13 protein-coding genes are annotated in these 17,603 nt (G+C 59.6%); 5 read left to right on the forward strand and 8 right to left on the reverse strand.

Annotation, left to right across the window (positions count from 1 at the left end; genetic code table 11):
• The first annotated feature begins 548 nt into the window (after positions 1-548).
• Positions 549-1,733, forward strand: coding sequence for a hypothetical protein (locus PSH64_RS12045; RefSeq protein WP_305480777.1), 1,185 nt, complete (start codon positions 549-551; stop codon positions 1,731-1,733).
• Between the two features lie 77 nt (positions 1,734-1,810).
• Here the strand turns inward: PSH64_RS12045 and fabI are convergent, their stop codons facing one another.
• From fabI to gloB, 8 genes are all read right to left on the reverse strand, one after another.
• The gene (fabI, locus tag PSH64_RS12050; protein ID WP_007937760.1) at positions 1,811-2,605 is read right to left on the reverse strand and encodes an enoyl-ACP reductase FabI; all 795 of its coding nucleotides are present in this window, start codon (positions 2,603-2,605) and stop codon (positions 1,811-1,813) included.
• 22 nt (positions 2,606-2,627) lie between these two features.
• Positions 2,628-4,238, reverse strand: coding sequence for an ABC transporter ATP-binding protein (locus PSH64_RS12055; protein WP_105345344.1), 1,611 nt, complete (start codon positions 4,236-4,238; stop codon positions 2,628-2,630).
• Between the two features lies 1 nt (position 4,239).
• Positions 4,240-5,259: an ABC transporter permease gene (locus PSH64_RS12060; protein WP_007906755.1), complete on the reverse strand. Its 1,020-nt coding sequence runs from the start codon at positions 5,257-5,259 to the stop codon at positions 4,240-4,242.
• 1 nt (position 5,260) lies between these two features.
• Complete coding sequence (locus PSH64_RS12065; RefSeq protein ID WP_105345342.1) at positions 5,261-6,334, reverse strand: microcin C ABC transporter permease YejB; 1,074 nt, start codon at positions 6,332-6,334, stop codon at positions 5,261-5,263.
• 4 nt (positions 6,335-6,338) lie between these two features.
• Positions 6,339-8,180, reverse strand: a complete 1,842-nt coding sequence (locus PSH64_RS12070) for an extracellular solute-binding protein (protein ID WP_305480778.1) — start codon at positions 8,178-8,180, stop codon at positions 6,339-6,341.
• Positions 8,177-10,006, reverse strand: a complete 1,830-nt coding sequence (locus PSH64_RS12075; protein ID WP_305480779.1) for an extracellular solute-binding protein — start codon at positions 10,004-10,006, stop codon at positions 8,177-8,179. Before PSH64_RS12075 ends, PSH64_RS12070 begins: the two co-directional genes overlap by 4 nt.
• Positions 10,007-10,359: 353 nt before the next feature.
• Positions 10,360-11,814, reverse strand: coding sequence for a transglycosylase SLT domain-containing protein (locus PSH64_RS12080; protein ID WP_305480780.1), 1,455 nt, complete (start codon positions 11,812-11,814; stop codon positions 10,360-10,362).
• A 99-nt stretch (positions 11,815-11,913) separates the two neighbouring features.
• Positions 11,914-12,681, reverse strand: a complete 768-nt coding sequence (gene gloB, locus PSH64_RS12085; protein WP_305480781.1) for a hydroxyacylglutathione hydrolase — start codon at positions 12,679-12,681, stop codon at positions 11,914-11,916.
• A 65-nt stretch (positions 12,682-12,746) separates the two neighbouring features.
• Between gloB and PSH64_RS12090 the strand changes: the two genes are divergently transcribed.
• The 4 genes from PSH64_RS12090 to PSH64_RS12105 all read left to right on the forward strand — a co-directional run bounded on the left by PSH64_RS12090 (position 12,747) and on the right by PSH64_RS12105 (position 17,595).
• Positions 12,747-13,505 carry a methyltransferase domain-containing protein gene (locus PSH64_RS12090; protein ID WP_105345327.1) on the forward strand — a complete coding sequence of 253 codons (759 nt, stop codon included), beginning with the start codon at positions 12,747-12,749 and terminating at the stop codon, positions 13,503-13,505.
• Positions 13,506-13,597: 92 nt separating this feature from the next.
• On the forward strand, positions 13,598-14,050 hold the full coding sequence (rnhA, locus tag PSH64_RS12095) for a ribonuclease HI (RefSeq protein ID WP_003180633.1): 453 nt from the start codon (positions 13,598-13,600) through the stop codon (positions 14,048-14,050).
• Positions 14,051-14,275: 225 nt separating this feature from the next.
• A complete protein-coding gene (gene dnaQ, locus PSH64_RS12100; protein ID WP_105345325.1) occupies positions 14,276-15,034 on the forward strand; it encodes a DNA polymerase III subunit epsilon in 759 nt (252 codons plus the stop codon).
• Between the two features lie 305 nt (positions 15,035-15,339).
• The gene (locus PSH64_RS12105) at positions 15,340-17,595 is read left to right on the forward strand and encodes an Orn/Lys/Arg decarboxylase N-terminal domain-containing protein (protein ID WP_105345322.1); all 2,256 of its coding nucleotides are present in this window, start codon (positions 15,340-15,342) and stop codon (positions 17,593-17,595) included.
• Positions 17,596-17,603: the final 8 nt, after the last annotated feature.

The following is a 17,603-nucleotide window of genomic DNA, read 5'->3' on the forward strand; positions in this document are numbered from 1 at the left end:
GTCAGATGGAAATGTCGTCGCGGGAGGTGACGCCGGTAATACAACTACTGCTTTCTGGCTGCGCGTCCAGGGTGACGGTACGCTTGACTTGGCCTTTGGTAATGGAGGGATCTCTAATTATGACCAGCCAAGTATCTTGCGTGACCTGATTGTGCAGAGTGGTAGCCAGCGCATAATCGCTGCCATTAATTCGGGCAATTCCCTTAAACCCCAAATACTAGGTATCCAGAGCTGACGTAGCCACTGCGGGGTTTGCGCTTCGTTGATTGAAGATCGGCGCGGGTCATCCCGTTGGGCACACAACCGATCCAGCAGTTGTTTGCCCGGTGTCTGTTGTAGGCACTCGGCCACGGCCCAGGAAACAAGGAGTGTGGCTGTAAGGATATTGATGTGGCTTGTAAAGATATAAAAACTCTCATTTTTTACAGGTGCTAAAGAACACTTGCAGGCGCAATAGTGGGCTACGTCAATGCTTGGACTTTTCCTGCTGATTACCAGAATGAAATGTCGGGCTTTTCGAAAAGCAAACTTCTTGAAGGACGAGGAAAATGGCCAATCAGAACAGTTCTACCGTAAACCCTGGTGATCTGGATCCCTCATTTGCGGTCGACGGCAAATACGATGTTCCAAGTGGCACTGGTTCCGTCAGATCGATCGTAGCTGATGGTCAAGGTGGTTTCTTTTTAGTTGCTTGGGTATCCAGGGAGTGTTGGCTGTATCACATCTTTCAGGATGGAACGCAGGATCTTCAATTTGGACAAAACGGTGTCAGCAAATGGGCTTTCGCTTCAGGGGTTGATTCGTTACCGGTACAACTATTAATGCAGCCGGACGGCAAAATTATTTTGATAGGACTACTTGGGGAGGATATGTCTAACCGGCAACCGGCCTTTACGAGGTTTAACCGAAACGGGAGTCCCGATTTGATTTTTGAAAACCACATCCTTCCCGATAGGGATGTCTCAGGCCCTTCGGGGTGTGTGCAAGCAGATGGAAAAATATTGTTACTGGCTCACAGGTTTAAAGACGGCGACACCGAGAAAGAAGAAACGCTGCTTCATCGTTTTGAGCCGAATGGCGATACCGATCATAAGTTTGGTGATAGTGGAAGCATCATCGTCCAGTTCAACGATCAGAAATCGAAAGGCGTAAGTGTCGCGGTTATGGACGACGGAAAAATCCTGGTAGGAGGAACGGTTCAGCGAGAGAACTCAATCCCAACGAAGGCGCTGGCCAGGTACTTCCCCCTAGGGGGGCGTGATTCATCATTTGGGCAATCCGGATACTGGGAATCAACAAGTAACAACGGGATGCGAAAAGTGATTGTTCACGAGAACAACATTTTTTGTGTGGGCTATTTCGGCACTCCTTTTCGTGCATCAATATCCAAAATCACAGGCGATGGCGCATACGATCCATCGTTCAATGATGGTAAAACCCTTACCGTCGACATCCCGGCTGACTTCCCGGGTTACTTTGTAGATTGTCGCTCTGTCGCTGTGCAGTCAGATGGGTGCATTGTTGCAGGAGGAAACGCAGGCAGGACTACAAAGGCATTTTGGTTGCGTGTTCTGCCTAAAGGCAATCTTGATAGGGGGTTTGGAGATAATGGGATTGCCCGCCACGATCAGGACAGCTATCTGTTTGACCTGATAGTGACCAACCAGCGCATCCTTGCTGCCGTTGATGCGGGGGCTCCTCGAAGTCCGAAAATATTTGGAATCCAGAGTTGAGTCCACAGCCATACGAATACCGCTGACATAAAAAAACCCGCCTGACATCGGCGGGTTTTTTAACGGCTAACCGAAAATTACTCTTCGATGTTGCCCATGGCGGTGGTGTTGAAACCACCGTCTACATACATGATTTCGCCGCTGATGCCGGACGCCAGGTCTGAGCACAGGAAGGCGCCGGCGTTGCCGACTTCTTCGATGGTGACGTTACGACGCAGCGGGGTTTGCGCTTCGTTGGCGGCCAGCATCTTGCGGAAGTTCTTGATGCCGGAAGCGGCGAGGGTGCGGATCGGGCCAGCCGATACGCAGTTGACGCGGGTGCCGTCCGGGCCCAGGGAGCCGGCCAGGTAACGTACGCCAGCTTCCAGGGAAGCCTTGGCCATGCCCATTACGTTGTAGTTCGGCATGGTGCGCTCGGCGCCCAGGTACGACAGGGTCAGCAGGCTGCCATTGCGGCCTTTCATCATTTCGCGACCAGCCTTGGCCAGGGCCACGAAGCTGTAGGCGCTGATGTCGTGAGCGATGCGGAAACCTTCACGGGTGGTGGCTTCGGTGAAGTCGCCGTCCAGTTGGTCGCCCGGGGCGAAGCCGACGGAGTGCACGATGCAGTCCAGGCCGTCCCACTTCTTGCTCAGCTCTTCAAAGACCTTGGCGATCTCTGCATCGCTGGCCACGTCGCACGGGAAGCACAGCTCAGGGCTCGAACCCCAGCCTTGTGCGAACTCTTCGACACGACCCTTGAGTTTGTCGTTCTGATAAGTGAAGGCAAGCTCAGCGCCCTCGCGATGCATGGCGGCAGCGATGCCGGATGCGATGGACAGCTTGCTGGCGACACCGACGATCAGTACGCGCTTACCGGCGAGAAAACCCATGTGTTGCTCCTCTCTTTCAGGTTTATTGCGCAGTGGCTGGTGCCAGAAAAGCGGCTTCCAGCAACTGCTGTGTATACGGATGTCGGGGGGCGGCAAAAATACTTTGCGCGTCTCCCTGTTCGACCACTTGGCCATGCTTGACCACCATCAGCTGGTGGCTCAGCGCTTTGACGACAGCCAGGTCATGGCTGATAAACAGATACGTCAGGTTGTACTTGGTTTGCAGTGAACGTAGCAGCTCCACCACTTGGCGTTGCACGGTGCGGTCGAGGGCCGAAGTCGGCTCGTCCAGCAGAATCAACGCCGGTTTTAGCACTAAAGCCCGGGCAATGGCGATTCTCTGCCGCTGCCCACCGGAAAATTCATGGGGGTAGCGGTGCCGGGTTTCCGGATCCAGGCCTACCTCCTTGAGTGCCGCAATAATCGCTTGTTCCTGCTCCGCCTCGGTGCCCATCTTGTGGATCCGCAGGCCTTCGCCGACGATCTGGCTCACGCACATCCGTGGGCTCAGGCTGCCGAAGGGGTCCTGGAACACCACCTGCATTTCCCGCCGTAGCGGCCGAACCTGTTGCTGCGACAGGCAGTCTAGCTGCTTGCCTTCAAAACGGATGGTGCCTTTGCTGCCGATCAACCGCAAAATTGCCAGGCCGAGCGTCGACTTGCCGGAACCGCTTTCCCCCACAATCCCCAGGGTCTGGCCCTGAGGCAGGCTGAAATTGATGCCATCCACCGCTTTGATGTGGTCGACGGTCTTTTTCAAAAAGCCTTTCTTGATCGGGAACCAGACTTTCAGGTCCTCGACCTGCAGCAACGGCGGGCCAATCCTGTTGGTCGCCGGCTTGCCGCTGGGCTCCGCTGCCAGCAGTTCCCGAGTGTACGGATGCTGCGGCGCGCGGAACAATTCTTCGCACGATGCCTGTTCGACGATGCAACCACGCTGCATGACACATACGCGATGCGCAATTCTTCGCACAAGGTTCAAATCGTGACTGATCAGTAACAACGCCATGCCCAGACGAGCCTGCAATTCCTTGAGCAATTCGAGGATTTTCAGCTGAACGGTCACATCCAGCGCCGTGGTCGGCTCGTCGGCGATCAGCAATTCCGGTTCGTTGGCCAGGGCCATGGCGATCATCACCCGTTGGCGCTGGCCACCTGACAGTTCGTGGGGCAGGGCCTTGAGGCGCTTCTCGGGTTCCGGGATGCCGACCATTTCCAGCAATTCCAGCGTGCGCCTGGTCGCGACTTTGCCGGTCAGGCCCTTGTGAATGCCCAATACCTCGTTGATCTGTTTCTCGATCGAATGCAGCGGATTGAGCGAGGTCATCGGCTCTTGAAAGATCATCGCGATCCGGTTGCCGCGGATATGGCGGATGGTTTTCTCTTTCAGTTCCAGCAGGTTCCGGTCGGAATAGGTGATGGTGCCGGACGGATGCCGGGCCAGCGGGTAGGGCAGCAGGCGCAGGATCGAGTGAGCGGTCACCGATTTGCCGGAGCCGCTTTCACCCACCAGCGCCAGGGTTTCGCCACGTTTGATGTCGAAGCTGACGCCTTCGACCACCCGCTGAACGTGCTCGCCAACGACAAACTCGACGGCCAGGTCGCGTACTTCGATCAGATTGTCCTGATTCATTTCACTTCCTCGGGTCGAAGGCATCGCGAGCGGACTCGCCGATGAACACCAGCAAACTCAACATCAACGCCAGCACCGCAAACGCACTCATACCGAGCCACGGCGCCTGCAGGTTGGATTTGCCCTGGGCCACCAACTCACCCAGGGACGGCGCGCCCGGTGGCAGGCCGAAGCCGAGGAAGTCGAGGGCGGTCAGCGTACCGATGGCGCCGGTCAGGATGAACGGCATGAAGGTCATGGTCGAGACCATGGCGTTGGGCAGAATGTGGCGGAACATGATCGCACCATTCTGCATGCCCAGCGCCCGGGCCGCGCGCACGTATTCCAGATTCCGCCCGCGCAGGAACTCGGCGCGCACCACATCCACCAGGCTCATCCACGAAAACAGCAGCATGATCCCCAGCAGCCACCAGAAGTTCGGCTGCACGAAACTGGCGAGGATGATCAGCAGGTACAGCACCGGCAGCCCGGACCAGATTTCCAGGAACCGCTGCCCGGCCAGGTCGACCCAGCCGCCGTAAAAACCCTGCAAGGCGCCGGCGATCACGCCGATGATCGAGCTGAGGATGGTCAGCGTCAGGGCGAACAGCACCGAAATCCGGAAGCCGTAAATCACCCGGGCCAACACGTCGCGGCCCTGATCGTCGGTGCCCAGCAGGTTGTCGGCGGACGGTGGCGCGGGGGCCGGGACTTTCAGGTCGTAGTTGATGCTCTGGTAGCTGTAGGGGATCGGCGCCCAGACGACCCAGGCGTCCTTGGCCTTGAGCAGTTCGCGGATGTACGGGCTCTTGTAGTTGGCTTCCAGCGGGAATTCGCCGCCGAACGCGGTTTCCGGATAGCGCTTGAGCGCCGGGAAGTACCAGGCGTTGTCGTAATGCACCACCAGCGGTTTGTCGTTGGCGATCAGCTCGGCGCCGAGGCTTGCGCCGAACAGAATCAGAAACAGCCACAACGACCACCAGCCACGCTTGTTGGCCTTGAACAGTTCGAAACGTCGGCGATTGAGAGGGGACAGGTTCATCTCAATGCTCCCGGCTTTCGAAGTCGATACGCGGATCGACAAGGGTGTACGTGAGGTCGCCGATCAGCTTCACCACCAGCCCCAGCAGCGTGAAGATGAACAGCGTGCCGAAGACGATCGGGTAGTCGCGGTTGATCGCCGCTTCGAAGCTCATCAGGCCGAGGCCATCGAGGGAGAAGATCACTTCCACCAGCAACGAGCCGGTGAAGAAGATGCCGATGAGTGCTGATGGGAAACCGGCGATCACTAACAGCATGGCGTTGCGAAACACATGGCCGTAGAGCACGCGGTGACGGGTCAGGCCCTTGGCTTTGGCGGTGACCACGTATTGCTTGTTGATTTCGTCGAGGAAGCTGTTTTTGGTCAGCAGCGTCATGGTCGCGAAGTGGCCGATTACCAGTGCGGTGACCGGCAGCGCCAGGTGCCAGAAGTAATCGAGGATCTTGCCGCCGATACTGAGCTCATCAAAGTTGTTCGAGGTCAGGCCCCGTAGCGGGAACCAGTCGAAATAGCTGCCGCCGGCAAACACCACAATCAGCAGGATGGCGAACAGGAATGCCGGGATCGCGTAGCCGACAATGATCGCCGAGCTGGTCCACACGTCGAAGTGGCTGCCGTGGCGTGTCGCCTTGGCGATCCCCAGCGGGATCGACACCAGGTACATGATCAGCGTGCTCCACAGCCCGAGGGAGATCGACACCGGCATCTTTTCCTTGATCAGGTCGATGACCTTGGCGTCGCGGAAGAAGCTGTCGCCGAAATCCAGCGTGGCGTAGTTCTTGATCATGATCCACAAGCGTTCCGGCGCCGATTTGTCGAAGCCGTACATGTGCTCGATTTCCTTGACCAGTGCCGGGTCCAGGCCCTGGGCGCCGCGATAGGCGGAACCTGCCACCGACACTTCGGCACCGCCGCCGGCAATGCGGCTGGTGGCGCCTTCGAAGCCTTCGAGCTTGGCGATCATCTGTTCCACCGGGCCACCGGGGGCGGCCTGGATGATCACGAAGTTGATCAGCAGAATGCCGAGCAGGGTCGGGATGATCAGCAGCAGTCGCCGAAAAATATACGCCAGCATCTGATTACTCCGTGCCCGCAGGGTCGGCTTGCAGTTTGGTTTCGACTTCTATCGCAGGTGTTGCGTCGGGCTTGACCCACCAGGTGTTGATGCCGATGTCATATTTGGGCGAAACCTTCGGGTGGCCGATGTGGTTCCAGTACGCCACGCGCCAGGTCTTGATGTGCCAGTTGGGGATCACGTAATAGCCCCATTGCAGCACCCGGTCCAGCGCTCGGGCGTGGGCCACCAGGCTTTTGCGCGAATCGGCGTTGATCAGCTGCTCGACCAGTTGGTCCACCACCGGGTCTTTCAGGCCCATGGAATTGCGGCTGCCGGGTTTGTCGGCCGCGGCGCTCATCCAGAACTCACGCTGTTCGTTCCCCGGTGAGTTGGATTGCGGGAAGCTGCCGACGATCATGTCGAAGTCCCGGGAGCGTACGCGGTTGATGTATTGCGAGACGTCGACCCGACGAATCACCAGATCGATGCCCAGGTCGCTGAGGTTGCGCTTGAACGGCAGCAGTACCCGTTCGAACTCGGTCTGGGCCAGCAGGAATTCGATGGTCACCGGTTTGCCGGTGGCGTCGACCATTTTGTCGTCGACGATCCGCCAGCCGGCCTCTTGCAGCAGTTGATAGGCCTTGCGCTGCTGAGTGCGGATCATGCCGCTGGCGTCGGTCAGCGGGTTCTGGAACGCCTCGCTGAACACTTGCTCGGGAATCTTGCCGCGGAACGGGTCGAGGATCGCCAGTTGATCGGCGTCCGGCAGGCCGGTGGCGGCCATTTCCGAGTTTTCGAAGTAACTGCGGGTACGCACGTAGGCGCCGTTGAACAGTTGCTTGTTGGTCCACTCGAAGTCCAGCAACAGGGTCAGCGCCTGGCGCACACGCACATCCTGAAACACCGGACGACGCAGGTTGAACACGAAGCCTTGCATGCCGGTGGGGTTGCCGTTGGGGATCTCCTCCTTGATCAGCCGCCCTTCGGCTACCGCCGGGATGTTGTAGGCCTTGGCCCAGTTTTTTGCGGACATTTCCAGCCAGTAATCGAACTGACCGGCCTTGAGCGCTTCCTGTGCGACGGTATTGTCGCGGTAGTAGTCGGTGGTCATCACATCGAAGTTGTAGAACCCGCGATTGACCGGCAGGTCCTTGCCCCAATAGTCCTTGACCCGCTCGTAGCGCACCGAACGCCCGGCCTTCACTTCGCTGACTTTGTACGGGCCGCTGCCCAGCGGCAGTTCCAGGTTGCCCTTGTTGAAGTCGCGGCTGGTCCACCAATGCTTGGGCAGTACCGGCAGCTGGCCGAGAATCAGCGGCAGTTCGCGGTTATTGTTGTGCTTGAACTTGAACAGCACGGTGAGCGGGTTTTCGGCGATCGCTTCTTCCACGTCGCTGTAATAGCCGCGGTAAAGCGGGGCGCCGTCCTTGATCAGGGTCTGGAAGCTGAACACCACGTCTTCGGCGCGCACGGGGTGGCCATCGTGGAAGCGTGCTTCGGGGCGCAGGTAGAAGCGCACCCAACTGTTGTCCGGGGCTTTCTCGATCTTGCCGGCGATCAGGCCGTATTCGGTGAACGGCTCATCCAGGCCCTGTTTGGCCAGGGTGTCGTAGATCATGCCGATGTCGTCGGCCGGCACGCCTTTGCTGATGAACGGATTAAGGCTGTCGAAGCCACCGAATCCGGCCTGGCGGAAGATCCCGCCCTTGGGCGCGTCGGGGTTGACGTAATCGAAGTGCTTGAAGTCGGCCGGGTATTTCGGTGGCTCGTTGTACAGGGTCAGGGCATGTTGCGGGGCGGCGCAGGCCAGCCCGGCGAACAACAGACCGCTGGCCTGCAAGAGCAGGGCGCGTACGGGGTTCATTGATCTTTCTCCGAAGATTTCAGCCACCACGCGCTCAGGCCCAGGGTGTAGGGCGGCGTGGTGACGAAGGCGAACCGGTTACGGTAGGCCAAGCGGTGATAATTGAGGTACCAGTTGGGAATGATGTAGTGCTGCCATAGCAGCACCCGGTCGAGCGCCTTGCCGGCGGCGACTTGTTCATCCCGGGTCTGGGCGGCGAGCAGTTGTTCGAGCAAATGGTCCACCACCGGGTTGGCGATGCCTGCGTAGTTCTTGCTGCCCTTGACCCCGACCTGGCTGGAGTGGAAGTACTGCCATTGCTCCAGGCCCGGGCTGAGGGTCTGGTTGAGGGTCATCAGGATCATGTCGAAATCGAATTGATCGAGGCGCTGTTTGTACTGGGCGCGATCGACCGTGCGCAGCCGTGCGTCGATGCCGATGCTGGCGAGGTTCTCGACGTAAGGCTGAAGGATGCGTTCCAGGTTCGGGTTGACCAGCAGGATCTCGAAGCGCAACGGTTGGCCGATGGCGTTCTGCAGCCGCTGGCCACTGAGCTTCCAGCCGGCCTCGGCAAGCAGCCCCAAGGCCTTGCGCAGGGTTTCCCTTGGAATGCCGCGGCCTTCGGTCTGCGGCAGGCTGAACGGCTCGGTGAGCAGCTTGGCGGGCAACTGATCGCGATAGGGCTTGAGCAACAGCCATTCGTGCCCGACCGGCAGTCCGGTGGCGGAGAACTCACTGTTGGGGTAATAGCTCATGGCGCGTGCGTAGGCGCCGCTGAACAGCGTGCGGTTGGTCCACTCGAAGTCGAACATCAGCCCCAGCGCTTCACGGACCTTGATCTCGGCGAAGGTCGGCCGCCGAGTGTTCATGAACAGGCCCTGGCTCTGGGTCGGAATCCGGTGCGGGATCTGCGCCTTGATCACCTCGCCACGGCGCACCGCCGGGAAGTCGTAACCGTTGTCCCAGTTCTTCGCCTGATGCTCGATGTAGATGTCGAACTCGCCGGCCTTGAATGCTTCGAAGGCTACGTCGCTATCACGGTAGAACTCGACTTCCATGCGATCGACGTTGTACTTGCCGCGATTGACCGGCAAATCCTTGCCCCAGTAATCCTTGACCCGTTCGAAGACGATCTGCCGTCCGGGCGTTACCGAGGTAATGCGATACGGCCCGCTGCCCAGCGGCGGCTCGAAGGTGGTGGCCTTGAAGTCGCGACCTTTCCAGTAGTGCTGGGGCAACACCGGCAACTCGCCCAGGCGCAGGATCAGCAAGGGATTGCCGGAGCGTTTGAAGACGAAACGGATGCGCTGCGGGTTGAGGATGTCGACCCGCGACACTTCCTGAAGGTTGGTGCGGTATTGCGGATGACCTTCCTTGAGCAGCAGGCGGTAAGAGAACGCGACGTCGTAGGCGGTGATCGGCGTGCCATCGTGGAAACGCGCTTCAGGGCGCAGGTTGAACACCACCCAGCTGCGGTCCTCGCTGTATTCCACCGATTGGGCGATCAGGCCATAACTGGACGTCGGCTCATCGCCCGACGGCGCGTACTGGCCGGTGCCGACCATCAGCGGTTCGTTGAGTTCGTTGATGCCGTATTGCAGGAAATTCGCCGTGGAAACCGGGCTCGAGCCTTTGAAGGTGTAAGGGTTGAGCGTATCGAAGGTGCCAAACGCCATCACCCGCAACGTACCGCCCTTGGGCGCTTGCGGGTTGACCCAGTCGAAGTGGGTAAATCTGGCCGGGTACTTGAGCGTGCCGAACTGCGCATAACCGTGGCTTTCGCTGATCGTCGCGCTTGCGGAGGAGCTCAAGGCCAGGCTGATCAGGAGAAGGAGGGGACGCTTCAAGTCAGAGATCCGATCCAGGCGGCTTGGGCTTTGTGGGCCGTACAGTAACAGCTTGTATCGACAGGAAAAAGACGGGGGCTTAATGCGCTGTTGATTGCCAGGTGGGGGCCCGGCGGATCGCAGAACCTGTGGCAAGGGAGCTTGCCTGGGGCCAGGGGGGCGAGGGGGCTTGCCCTAATGCCAGTCAGTTAAGCCGCGGAACCTGTGGGAGCGGGCTTGCTCGCGAAAGCGGTGTGTCAGGCGACATCAATATTGACTGTGCCGGCGTCTTCGCGAGCAAGCCCGCTCCCACATGGATTGCGCTTAACTGACCGGCAACCCCCTCGCCACAAAATGCCCCAAAGTCTGACAACTTAATGCGGGGAAGCAACCGTCAGCATCTGCCCCGGCTTCAGTGCCTGGCCAACCCGAGGATTCCAGCGCTTGAGGTGCTGCATTTCAACGTTGAAGCGTTTGGCAACCATGTACAGCGAGTCGCCTTGCTGGACCTTGTATTGGGTCTGCGGCTTCTGTTTGTCTGACTTGTTGCCGGTTTTGCTGTTCGCCGCCACTACGGTGTTGACGCGCCCGGAACTGCGCTTGGCGGTGTCTTGCATCACCAGGGTCTGGCCGACCTTGAGGTTCTTGCCGTTCAGCTTGTTCCAGCGTTGCAGGTCCTTTACGTCGACCTTGTTGGCCTTGGCAATGGAGGCCAGATTTTCTCCGCGCTTGACCCGGTAGGCGCGCTTGATGCTGGCGATTTCGCTGTCGTCGGCACCTTCGAACACCGGCTTGAGCGGCCGCTGGCTGATCAGCTCCTCAGGACGCATGGTCGACAGGCTGGCGGTCAGCAGTTGCGCCTTGGACGTCGGCACCAGCAGATGCTGGGGGCCGTCGATGGTGGTGCGTTGCTTGAAGGCCGGGTTGAGCTGGAACAGTTCGTCTTCGTCGATGTTGGCCACCGCGGCAACCTTGGACAGGTCCATGCGCTGGTTGATTTCGACGACCTGGAAGTACGGTTCGTTGGCGATCGACTTGAGGTTCACGCCATAGGCTTCAGGCGCCAGGACCACTTGCGACAAGGCCAGCAGCTTCGGCACGTAGGCCTGGGTTTCCGCTGGCAGCGGCAGGTTCCAGTAGTCGGTTGGAAGACCGAGCTTCTCGTTGCGCTCGATCGCCCGGCTGACCGTGCCTTCGCCAGCGTTGTAGGCCGCCAGGGCCAGCAGCCAGTCACCGTTGAACATGTCGTGCAGGCGGGTCAGGTAATCCATGGCCGCGGTGGTCGAGGCGGTGATATCGCGACGGCCATCATAGAAACGGGTTTGACGCAGGTTGAAGTAACGCCCGGTGGAAGGAATGAATTGCCAAAGACCCACCGCATCGGCCCGGGAATAGGCCATCGGGTTGTAGGCGCTTTCAATCACCGGCAACAGCGCCAGTTCCAGCGGCATGTTGCGTTCTTCAAGGCGTTCGACGATGTAGTGAATGTAGAGGCTGCCGCGTTCACCGGCGTTTTCGAGGAAGGACGGGTTGCTGGCGAACCACAGGCGCTGTTGCTCGATGCGCGGGTTGACGCCCAGGTTGTCCTGCAACTGGAAGCCCTGGCGCATGCGCTCCCAGACGTCCTGTGGAATTTGCGGTGTTGGTTTTTCGCTGAGCCAGATCGGTTTCTGTTTGGCTCGCGCGGCGATATTCGGTGTGTGTGTCGCGTCGGTCTGCGGCACATGGCTTGAACAGCCCGCCAAAGTGGCGGACACAGCCACCGCGATGGCTTGAGCCAAGCGGGTCAATGCGTCTGAATTGATGGCTTTTCGAATAGGTGACGACATTGGCTGGAAGTAAGTTCCGGGCGAAAATGTCGGGCGATTCTAGAAAGCACACCCCCTGCGGTCAACCATTCAGAATTTTTGTACCATCGCGCAGGCGTCTTAGAACGTATCTTTCCAAGCCCGCAAAGCAGCAAAGACCGCACTCGGCGCCCGGTTTTCGGTTCCGTTCCGTTCGTCCACTTTTTCTTTAACGGATGTTTCGCCGGTACGCAAAAACGGATTGGTGAGCTTTTCCAGCGCCAGGTTCGAAGGCAGCGTCATGATCCCGGCTTCCCGTTGCCGGGTCACTTTGGCCAGTCGTTCGCGGGTGTCGGGATTGCCCGGTTCGACCGCCACGGCAAACTTCAGATTGCTCAGGGTGTATTCGTGGGTGCAGTAGACCAGCGTATCTTCGGGAAGCGCCGCGAGGCGGCTCAGGGAGTGATGCATTTGCTCGGGCGTGCCTTCGAACAAGCGTCCGCAACCGGCGGCGAACAGGGTGTCGCCGCAAAACAAATGACCACGGTGGTAATAGGCGATATGCCCGAGGGTATGGCCTGGTACTGTGATGACATCGAAGTCCCAGCCCAGCACGTTGATCCGGTCGTTGTCCTTGAGGGTCACGTCCCGCGCCGGGATGGTTTCATTGGCCGGGCCATAGACGGTTGCGTCTGTCGCTTTTTTCAGCCGCTCGACGCCGCCGACGTGGTCATGATGGTGATGAGTGATCAGAATATCGCTTAACACCCAACCCGGGTGCGCCGCGAGCCACGCCTCTACGGGCGCGGCATCGCCCGGATCGACCACAGCGCAGCGCCGGGTGCTGTGGTCTTGTAACAACCAGATGTAGTTGTCGGTGAAGGCGGGCAGGGCACTGATCTGTATCATCGTCGGATTCGCCAAGCGGAAAACATTGGCGCATCTTAGAACTTCCTGGCGCGTTGGAGAATGCAATGACCGATAAAGCGTTCGCTCAGGCTGATCCTGACTGGCTGGCATTGATCAGTGCGGCCCGTGACTGGTTGTCCGGCCCCATCGGGCAATTTTTGCTGGACGAAGAACGACGCATGCTCGAAGACGAGTTGGGGCGCTTCTTCGGCGGTTACCTGGTGCATTACGGCCCTTCGGCACAGACGCCACCGTCGGCACCGCAGGTGCAGCGTAATGTGCGGCTCGGTGCGCCGTTGCCGGGGGTCGAGATTGTTTGTGAGGAGCAGGCCTGGCCCTTGAGCGAGCACGCTGCCGATGTGGTGGTGTTGCAGCATGGGCTGGATTTCTGCCTGTCGCCCCATGGTCTGCTGCGCGAAGCGGCGAGCAGTGTGCGCCCCGGCGGGCATCTGCTGATTATCGGGATCAACCCCTGGAGCAGTTGGGGCCTGCGTCATGTATTCGCCCATGACGCCTTGCGCAAGGCCCGTTGCATTTCACCGTCCAGAGTCAGCGACTGGCTCAATCTGCTGGGCTTCGCGCTGGAGAAACGCCGCTTCGGGTGCTATCGTCCGCCGCTTGCCTCACCTGCCTGGCAGGCCCGTCTGGCGGGCTGGGAACGCAAGGCCGGTGACTGGCAATTGTCGGGTGGCGGCTTCTATTTATTGGTCGCGCGCAAAATCGTGGTGGGCTTGCGGCCGGTGCGTCAGGAACGGCGTGAACCGATGGGCAAGCTGATCCCGTTGCCGATGGCCAAGGTCAACCGTCGTCATCTCGAACCGTAGTCCACATTTTATTTTCCTGGTCGGGTTCGCCCCGGCCTCGGGCATTGTCGGTCGCCGATCGGCGAGCCACCGCATTTTCTGGATAGATTGGCATGAGCGATAGCGTAGAACTCTTCACCGATGGCGCCTGCAAGGGCAATCCTGGCCCGGGCGGCTGGGGGGCGTTGCTGGTGTGCAAGGGCGTTGAAAAAGAACTCTGGGGCGGCGAAGCCAACACCACCAACAACCGCATGGAGTTGATGGGCGCGATCCGCGGCCTGGAGGAACTCAAGCGTTCCTGCGACGTATTGCTGGTGACCGACTCCCAGTACGTGATGAAAGGCATCAACGAGTGGATGGCCAACTGGAAAAAGCGCGGCTGGAAAACCGCAGCGAAAGAACCAGTAAAAAACGCCGACCTGTGGAAGCTGCTCGACGAGCAGGTCAACCGCCACAACGTCACCTGGAAATGGGTGCGCGGGCACATCGGTCATCACGGCAACGAACGGGCCGACCAACTGGCCAACCGTGGCGTGGATGAAGTGCGCGGGTACAAGCAGGCCTGATTCCGGTTCTACCGACGTACCGCGTCATCGTTCTTCGCGAGCAAGCCCGCTCTCACATTTAATCGTATTCCCCTGAGAGAACTCGGTCGAATGTGGGAGCGGGCTTGCTCGCGAAGGCCGTGATGCGGTGTCCCTGACAGAGCGCATCGCAGGCGCACGCCCGATCCCGCGAGCGTGTTAATATCGCCGCTTTTGCACGATTGACCCGTTGAGAGCTGAGCACTGATGGCCACCAGATCCGTTGTACTCGATACCGAAACCACCGGCATGCCGGTGACCGACGGCCACCGGATTATCGAAATCGGTTGTGTCGAGTTGATCGGTCGGCGCCTGACCGGCCGGCATTTCCACGTTTACCTGCAACCGGATCGCGAGAGTGATGAAGGCGCCATCGGCGTCCACGGCATTACCAATGAATTCCTGGTGGGCAAGCCGCGTTTCACTGAAGTGGCCGATGAATTTTTCGAGTTCATCAAGGGCGCACAGCTGATCATCCATAACGCGGCGTTCGACGTTGGCTTCATCAACAACGAATTTGCCCTGATGGGGCAGCACGATCGCGCAGACATCACGCAACACTGCACGATCCTCGACACCCTGATCATGGCCCGGGAACGTCACCCGGGGCAGCGCAACAGCCTCGACGCCTTGTGCAAACGCTATGGCGTCGACAACTCCGGCCGTGAACTGCACGGCGCCTTGCTCGACTCCGAGATTCTCGCCGACGTATACCTGACCATGACCGGTGGCCAGACCAGCCTGTCGCTGGCCGGTAACGCGTCCGACGGCAATGGCACCGGCGAAGGCGCGGACAACTCCGCCACGGAAATCCGTCGTCTGCCGGCCGATCGTCAGCCAACCCGGATCATCCGCGCCAGTGAAGAGGATCTGGCCCAGCACCTCGCGCGGCTGGAAGCCATCGCCAAATCCGCCGGTGCGCCGTCGCTGTGGCAGCAACTGGCCGAGGCCAAGGCTCAGGCCTGAGTCCCTTGTGGTGAGGGGGCTTGCCCCCGTTGGGGCGCGAAGCGGCCCCGGATTTTTTCAAATTCACCGCATTGGCAGGATTTACGACGGCTGCGCAGCCGAACGGGGGCAAGCCCCCTCGCCACAGAAAAACCTGTCCCTCCAAAATCTCCATTACAAAAATCCTCTCTCATCCGGGGTGTCAGGCCACATATTGGTGCGTCAGCCGACCCGCCACGGGGCATCCCGCTCGCCACATGCGCTCCAACCCTCTACCCTGAGGTTATTGGCAGGCCACGGTCTGCCGCCTCAGGACGCCGAGCCTCATGTATAAAGATTTGAAATTCCCGGTCCTGATCGTCCACCGCGACATCAAGGCCGACACCGTTGCCGGTGATCGTGTGCGGGGCATCGCCCGGGAGCTGGAGCAGGAAGGCTTCAGCATTGTCTCGGCGGTCGATTACACCGAGGGACGCATGGTCGCCTCGACCCATCACGGCCTCGCCTGCATGTTGATTGCCGCCGAAGACGCCAGCACCAATGCTCATCTTCTGCAGAACATGGCCGAGCTGATCCGCCGGGCACGGGTTCGCGCGCCGGACCTGCCGATCTTCGCCCTGGGCGAGCAGGTCACCCTGGAAAACGCCCCGGCCGACGCCATGGCCGAGCTCAATCAGCTGCGCGGCATCCTCTATTTGTTCGAAGACACCGTGCCATTCCTTGCCCGTCAGGTTGCCCGCGCGGCGCGCAAATATCTGGACGGGCTGCTGCCGCCATTCTTCAAGGCACTGGTGCAGCACACCGCCGATTCCAATTATTCCTGGCACACCCCCGGCCATGGCGGTGGCGTGGCCTATCACAAGAGCCCGGTAGGGCAGGCGTTCCACCAGTTTTTCGGCGAAAACACCCTGCGTTCGGATTTGTCGGTGTCGGTGCCGGAACTCGGCTCGCTGCTCGATCACACCGGTCCCCTGGCCGAGGCGGAAGCGCGAGCGGCACGCAACTTCGGCGCCGATCACACCTTTTTCGTGATCAATGGCACCTCAACCGCCAACAAGATCGTCTGGCATTCCATGGTGGCCCGCGATGATCTGGTGCTGGTGGATCGCAACTGCCACAAGTCGGTGCTGCACTCGATCATCATGACCGGCGCGATCCCGCTGTATCTGTGTCCGGAGCGCAATGAACTGGGGATCATCGGCCCGATTCCGTTGAGCGAGTTCAGCCGCGAATCAATCCAGGCCAAGATCGACGCTAGCCCACTGACCCAGGGCCGCGAGCCCAAGGTCAAGTTGGCGGTGGTGACCAACTCGACTTACGACGGCCTCTGTTACAACGCCGAGCTGATCAAGCAAAGCCTGGGCAACAGCGTCGAGGTGCTGCATTTCGATGAAGCCTGGTACGCCTACGCGGCATTCCACGAGTTCTTTGCCGGCCGTTACGGCATGGGCACTTCCCGTAGCGCAGACAGCCCGCTGGTGTTCACGACCCACTCCACACATAAATTGCTCGCGGCATTCAGCCAGGCCTCGATGATTCATGTTCAGGACGGCGGAGCGCGGCAGCTGGATCGCGATCGTTTCAACGAAGCGTTCATGATGCACATCTCGACTTCGCCGCAGTACAGCATCATTGCTTCGCTGGACGTGGCGTCGGCGATGATGGAAGGCCCGGCCGGTCGTTCGCTGTTGCAGGAAATGTTCGACGAGGCCCTGAGCTTTCGCCGGGCCCTGGCCAATCTGCGCCAACATATCGCTGCCGATGACTGGTGGTTTTCCATCTGGCAACCTCCGTCGGCCGAAGGAATCGAACAGGTGGTCACCGAAGACTGGCTGCTGCAGCCCGACGCCGATTGGCACGGCTTTGGCGGCGTGACCGACGACTATGTGCTGCTCGATCCAATCAAGGTCACGCTGGTGATGCCCGGTTTGACGGCGGGTGGTGCCTTGAGCCCACGGGGGATTCCGGCGGCGGTGGTCAGCAAGTTTCTCTGGGAACGTGGGCTGGTCGTGGAAAAGACCGGGCTGTATTCATTCCTGGTGCTGTTCTCCATGGGCATCACCAAGGGTAAATGGAGCACGCTGCTGACCGAGTTGCTGGAATTCAAGCGCAGTTACGACGCCAACGTCAGCCTGGCCACCTGCCTTCCTTGCGTGGCGCAACAGAACATGGCCCGTTATCAAGGCATGGGCCTGCGCGATCTGTGTGATCAATTGCACGCCTGTTATCGCAGCAACGCCACGGCCAAACACCTCAAACGCATGTACACGGTGCTGCCGGAAGTCGCGATGAAGCCAGCGGACGCCTATGATCAATTGGTACGCGGGGAAGTGGAGGCCGTTTCGATCGACGCTCTGGACGGGCGGATCGCGGCGGTGATGCTGGTGCCATACCCGCCGGGGATCCCGTTGATCATGCCCGGCGAGCGTTTCACCGAGTCGACCCGTTCGATCATCGATTACCTGAAGTTTGCCCGTACGTTCGACAGTAGCTTTCCCGGTTTTGTCGCCGATGTACATGGCTTGCAGCACGAAGACGAGGGCAATGGACGGCACTACACCGTCGATTGCATCAAGGAATGAGGACCTTT

It is taken from the genome of Pseudomonas sp. FP1742 (genome assembly GCF_030687145.1).
GTDB classification, from domain to species: domain Bacteria; phylum Pseudomonadota; class Gammaproteobacteria; order Pseudomonadales; family Pseudomonadaceae; genus Aquipseudomonas; species Aquipseudomonas frederiksbergensis_D.

Coding starts and splice junctions, on each gene's coding strand:
- PSH64_RS12080 (WP_305480780.1), bottom strand. CDS start 11,814: ATGTCGTCACCTATTCGAAAAGCCATCAATTCAGACGCATTGACCCGC.
- dnaQ (WP_105345325.1), top strand. CDS start 14,276: ATGGCCACCAGATCCGTTGTACTCGATACCGAAACCACCGGCATGCCG.
- gloB (WP_305480781.1), bottom strand. CDS start 12,681: ATGATACAGATCAGTGCCCTGCCCGCCTTCACCGACAACTACATCTGG.
- PSH64_RS12090 (WP_105345327.1), top strand. CDS start 12,747: ATGACCGATAAAGCGTTCGCTCAGGCTGATCCTGACTGGCTGGCATTG.
- PSH64_RS12045 (WP_305480777.1), top strand. CDS start 549: ATGGCCAATCAGAACAGTTCTACCGTAAACCCTGGTGATCTGGATCCC.
- PSH64_RS12070 (WP_305480778.1), bottom strand. CDS start 8,180: ATGAACCCCGTACGCGCCCTGCTCTTGCAGGCCAGCGGTCTGTTGTTC.
- PSH64_RS12060 (WP_007906755.1), bottom strand. CDS start 5,259: ATGAACCTGTCCCCTCTCAATCGCCGACGTTTCGAACTGTTCAAGGCC.
- fabI (WP_007937760.1), bottom strand. CDS start 2,605: ATGGGTTTTCTCGCCGGTAAGCGCGTACTGATCGTCGGTGTCGCCAGC.
- PSH64_RS12055 (WP_105345344.1), bottom strand. CDS start 4,238: ATGAATCAGGACAATCTGATCGAAGTACGCGACCTGGCCGTCGAGTTT.
- PSH64_RS12065 (WP_105345342.1), bottom strand. CDS start 6,334: ATGCTGGCGTATATTTTTCGGCGACTGCTGCTGATCATCCCGACCCTG.
- rnhA (WP_003180633.1), top strand. CDS start 13,598: ATGAGCGATAGCGTAGAACTCTTCACCGATGGCGCCTGCAAGGGCAAT.
- PSH64_RS12105 (WP_105345322.1), top strand. CDS start 15,340: ATGTATAAAGATTTGAAATTCCCGGTCCTGATCGTCCACCGCGACATC.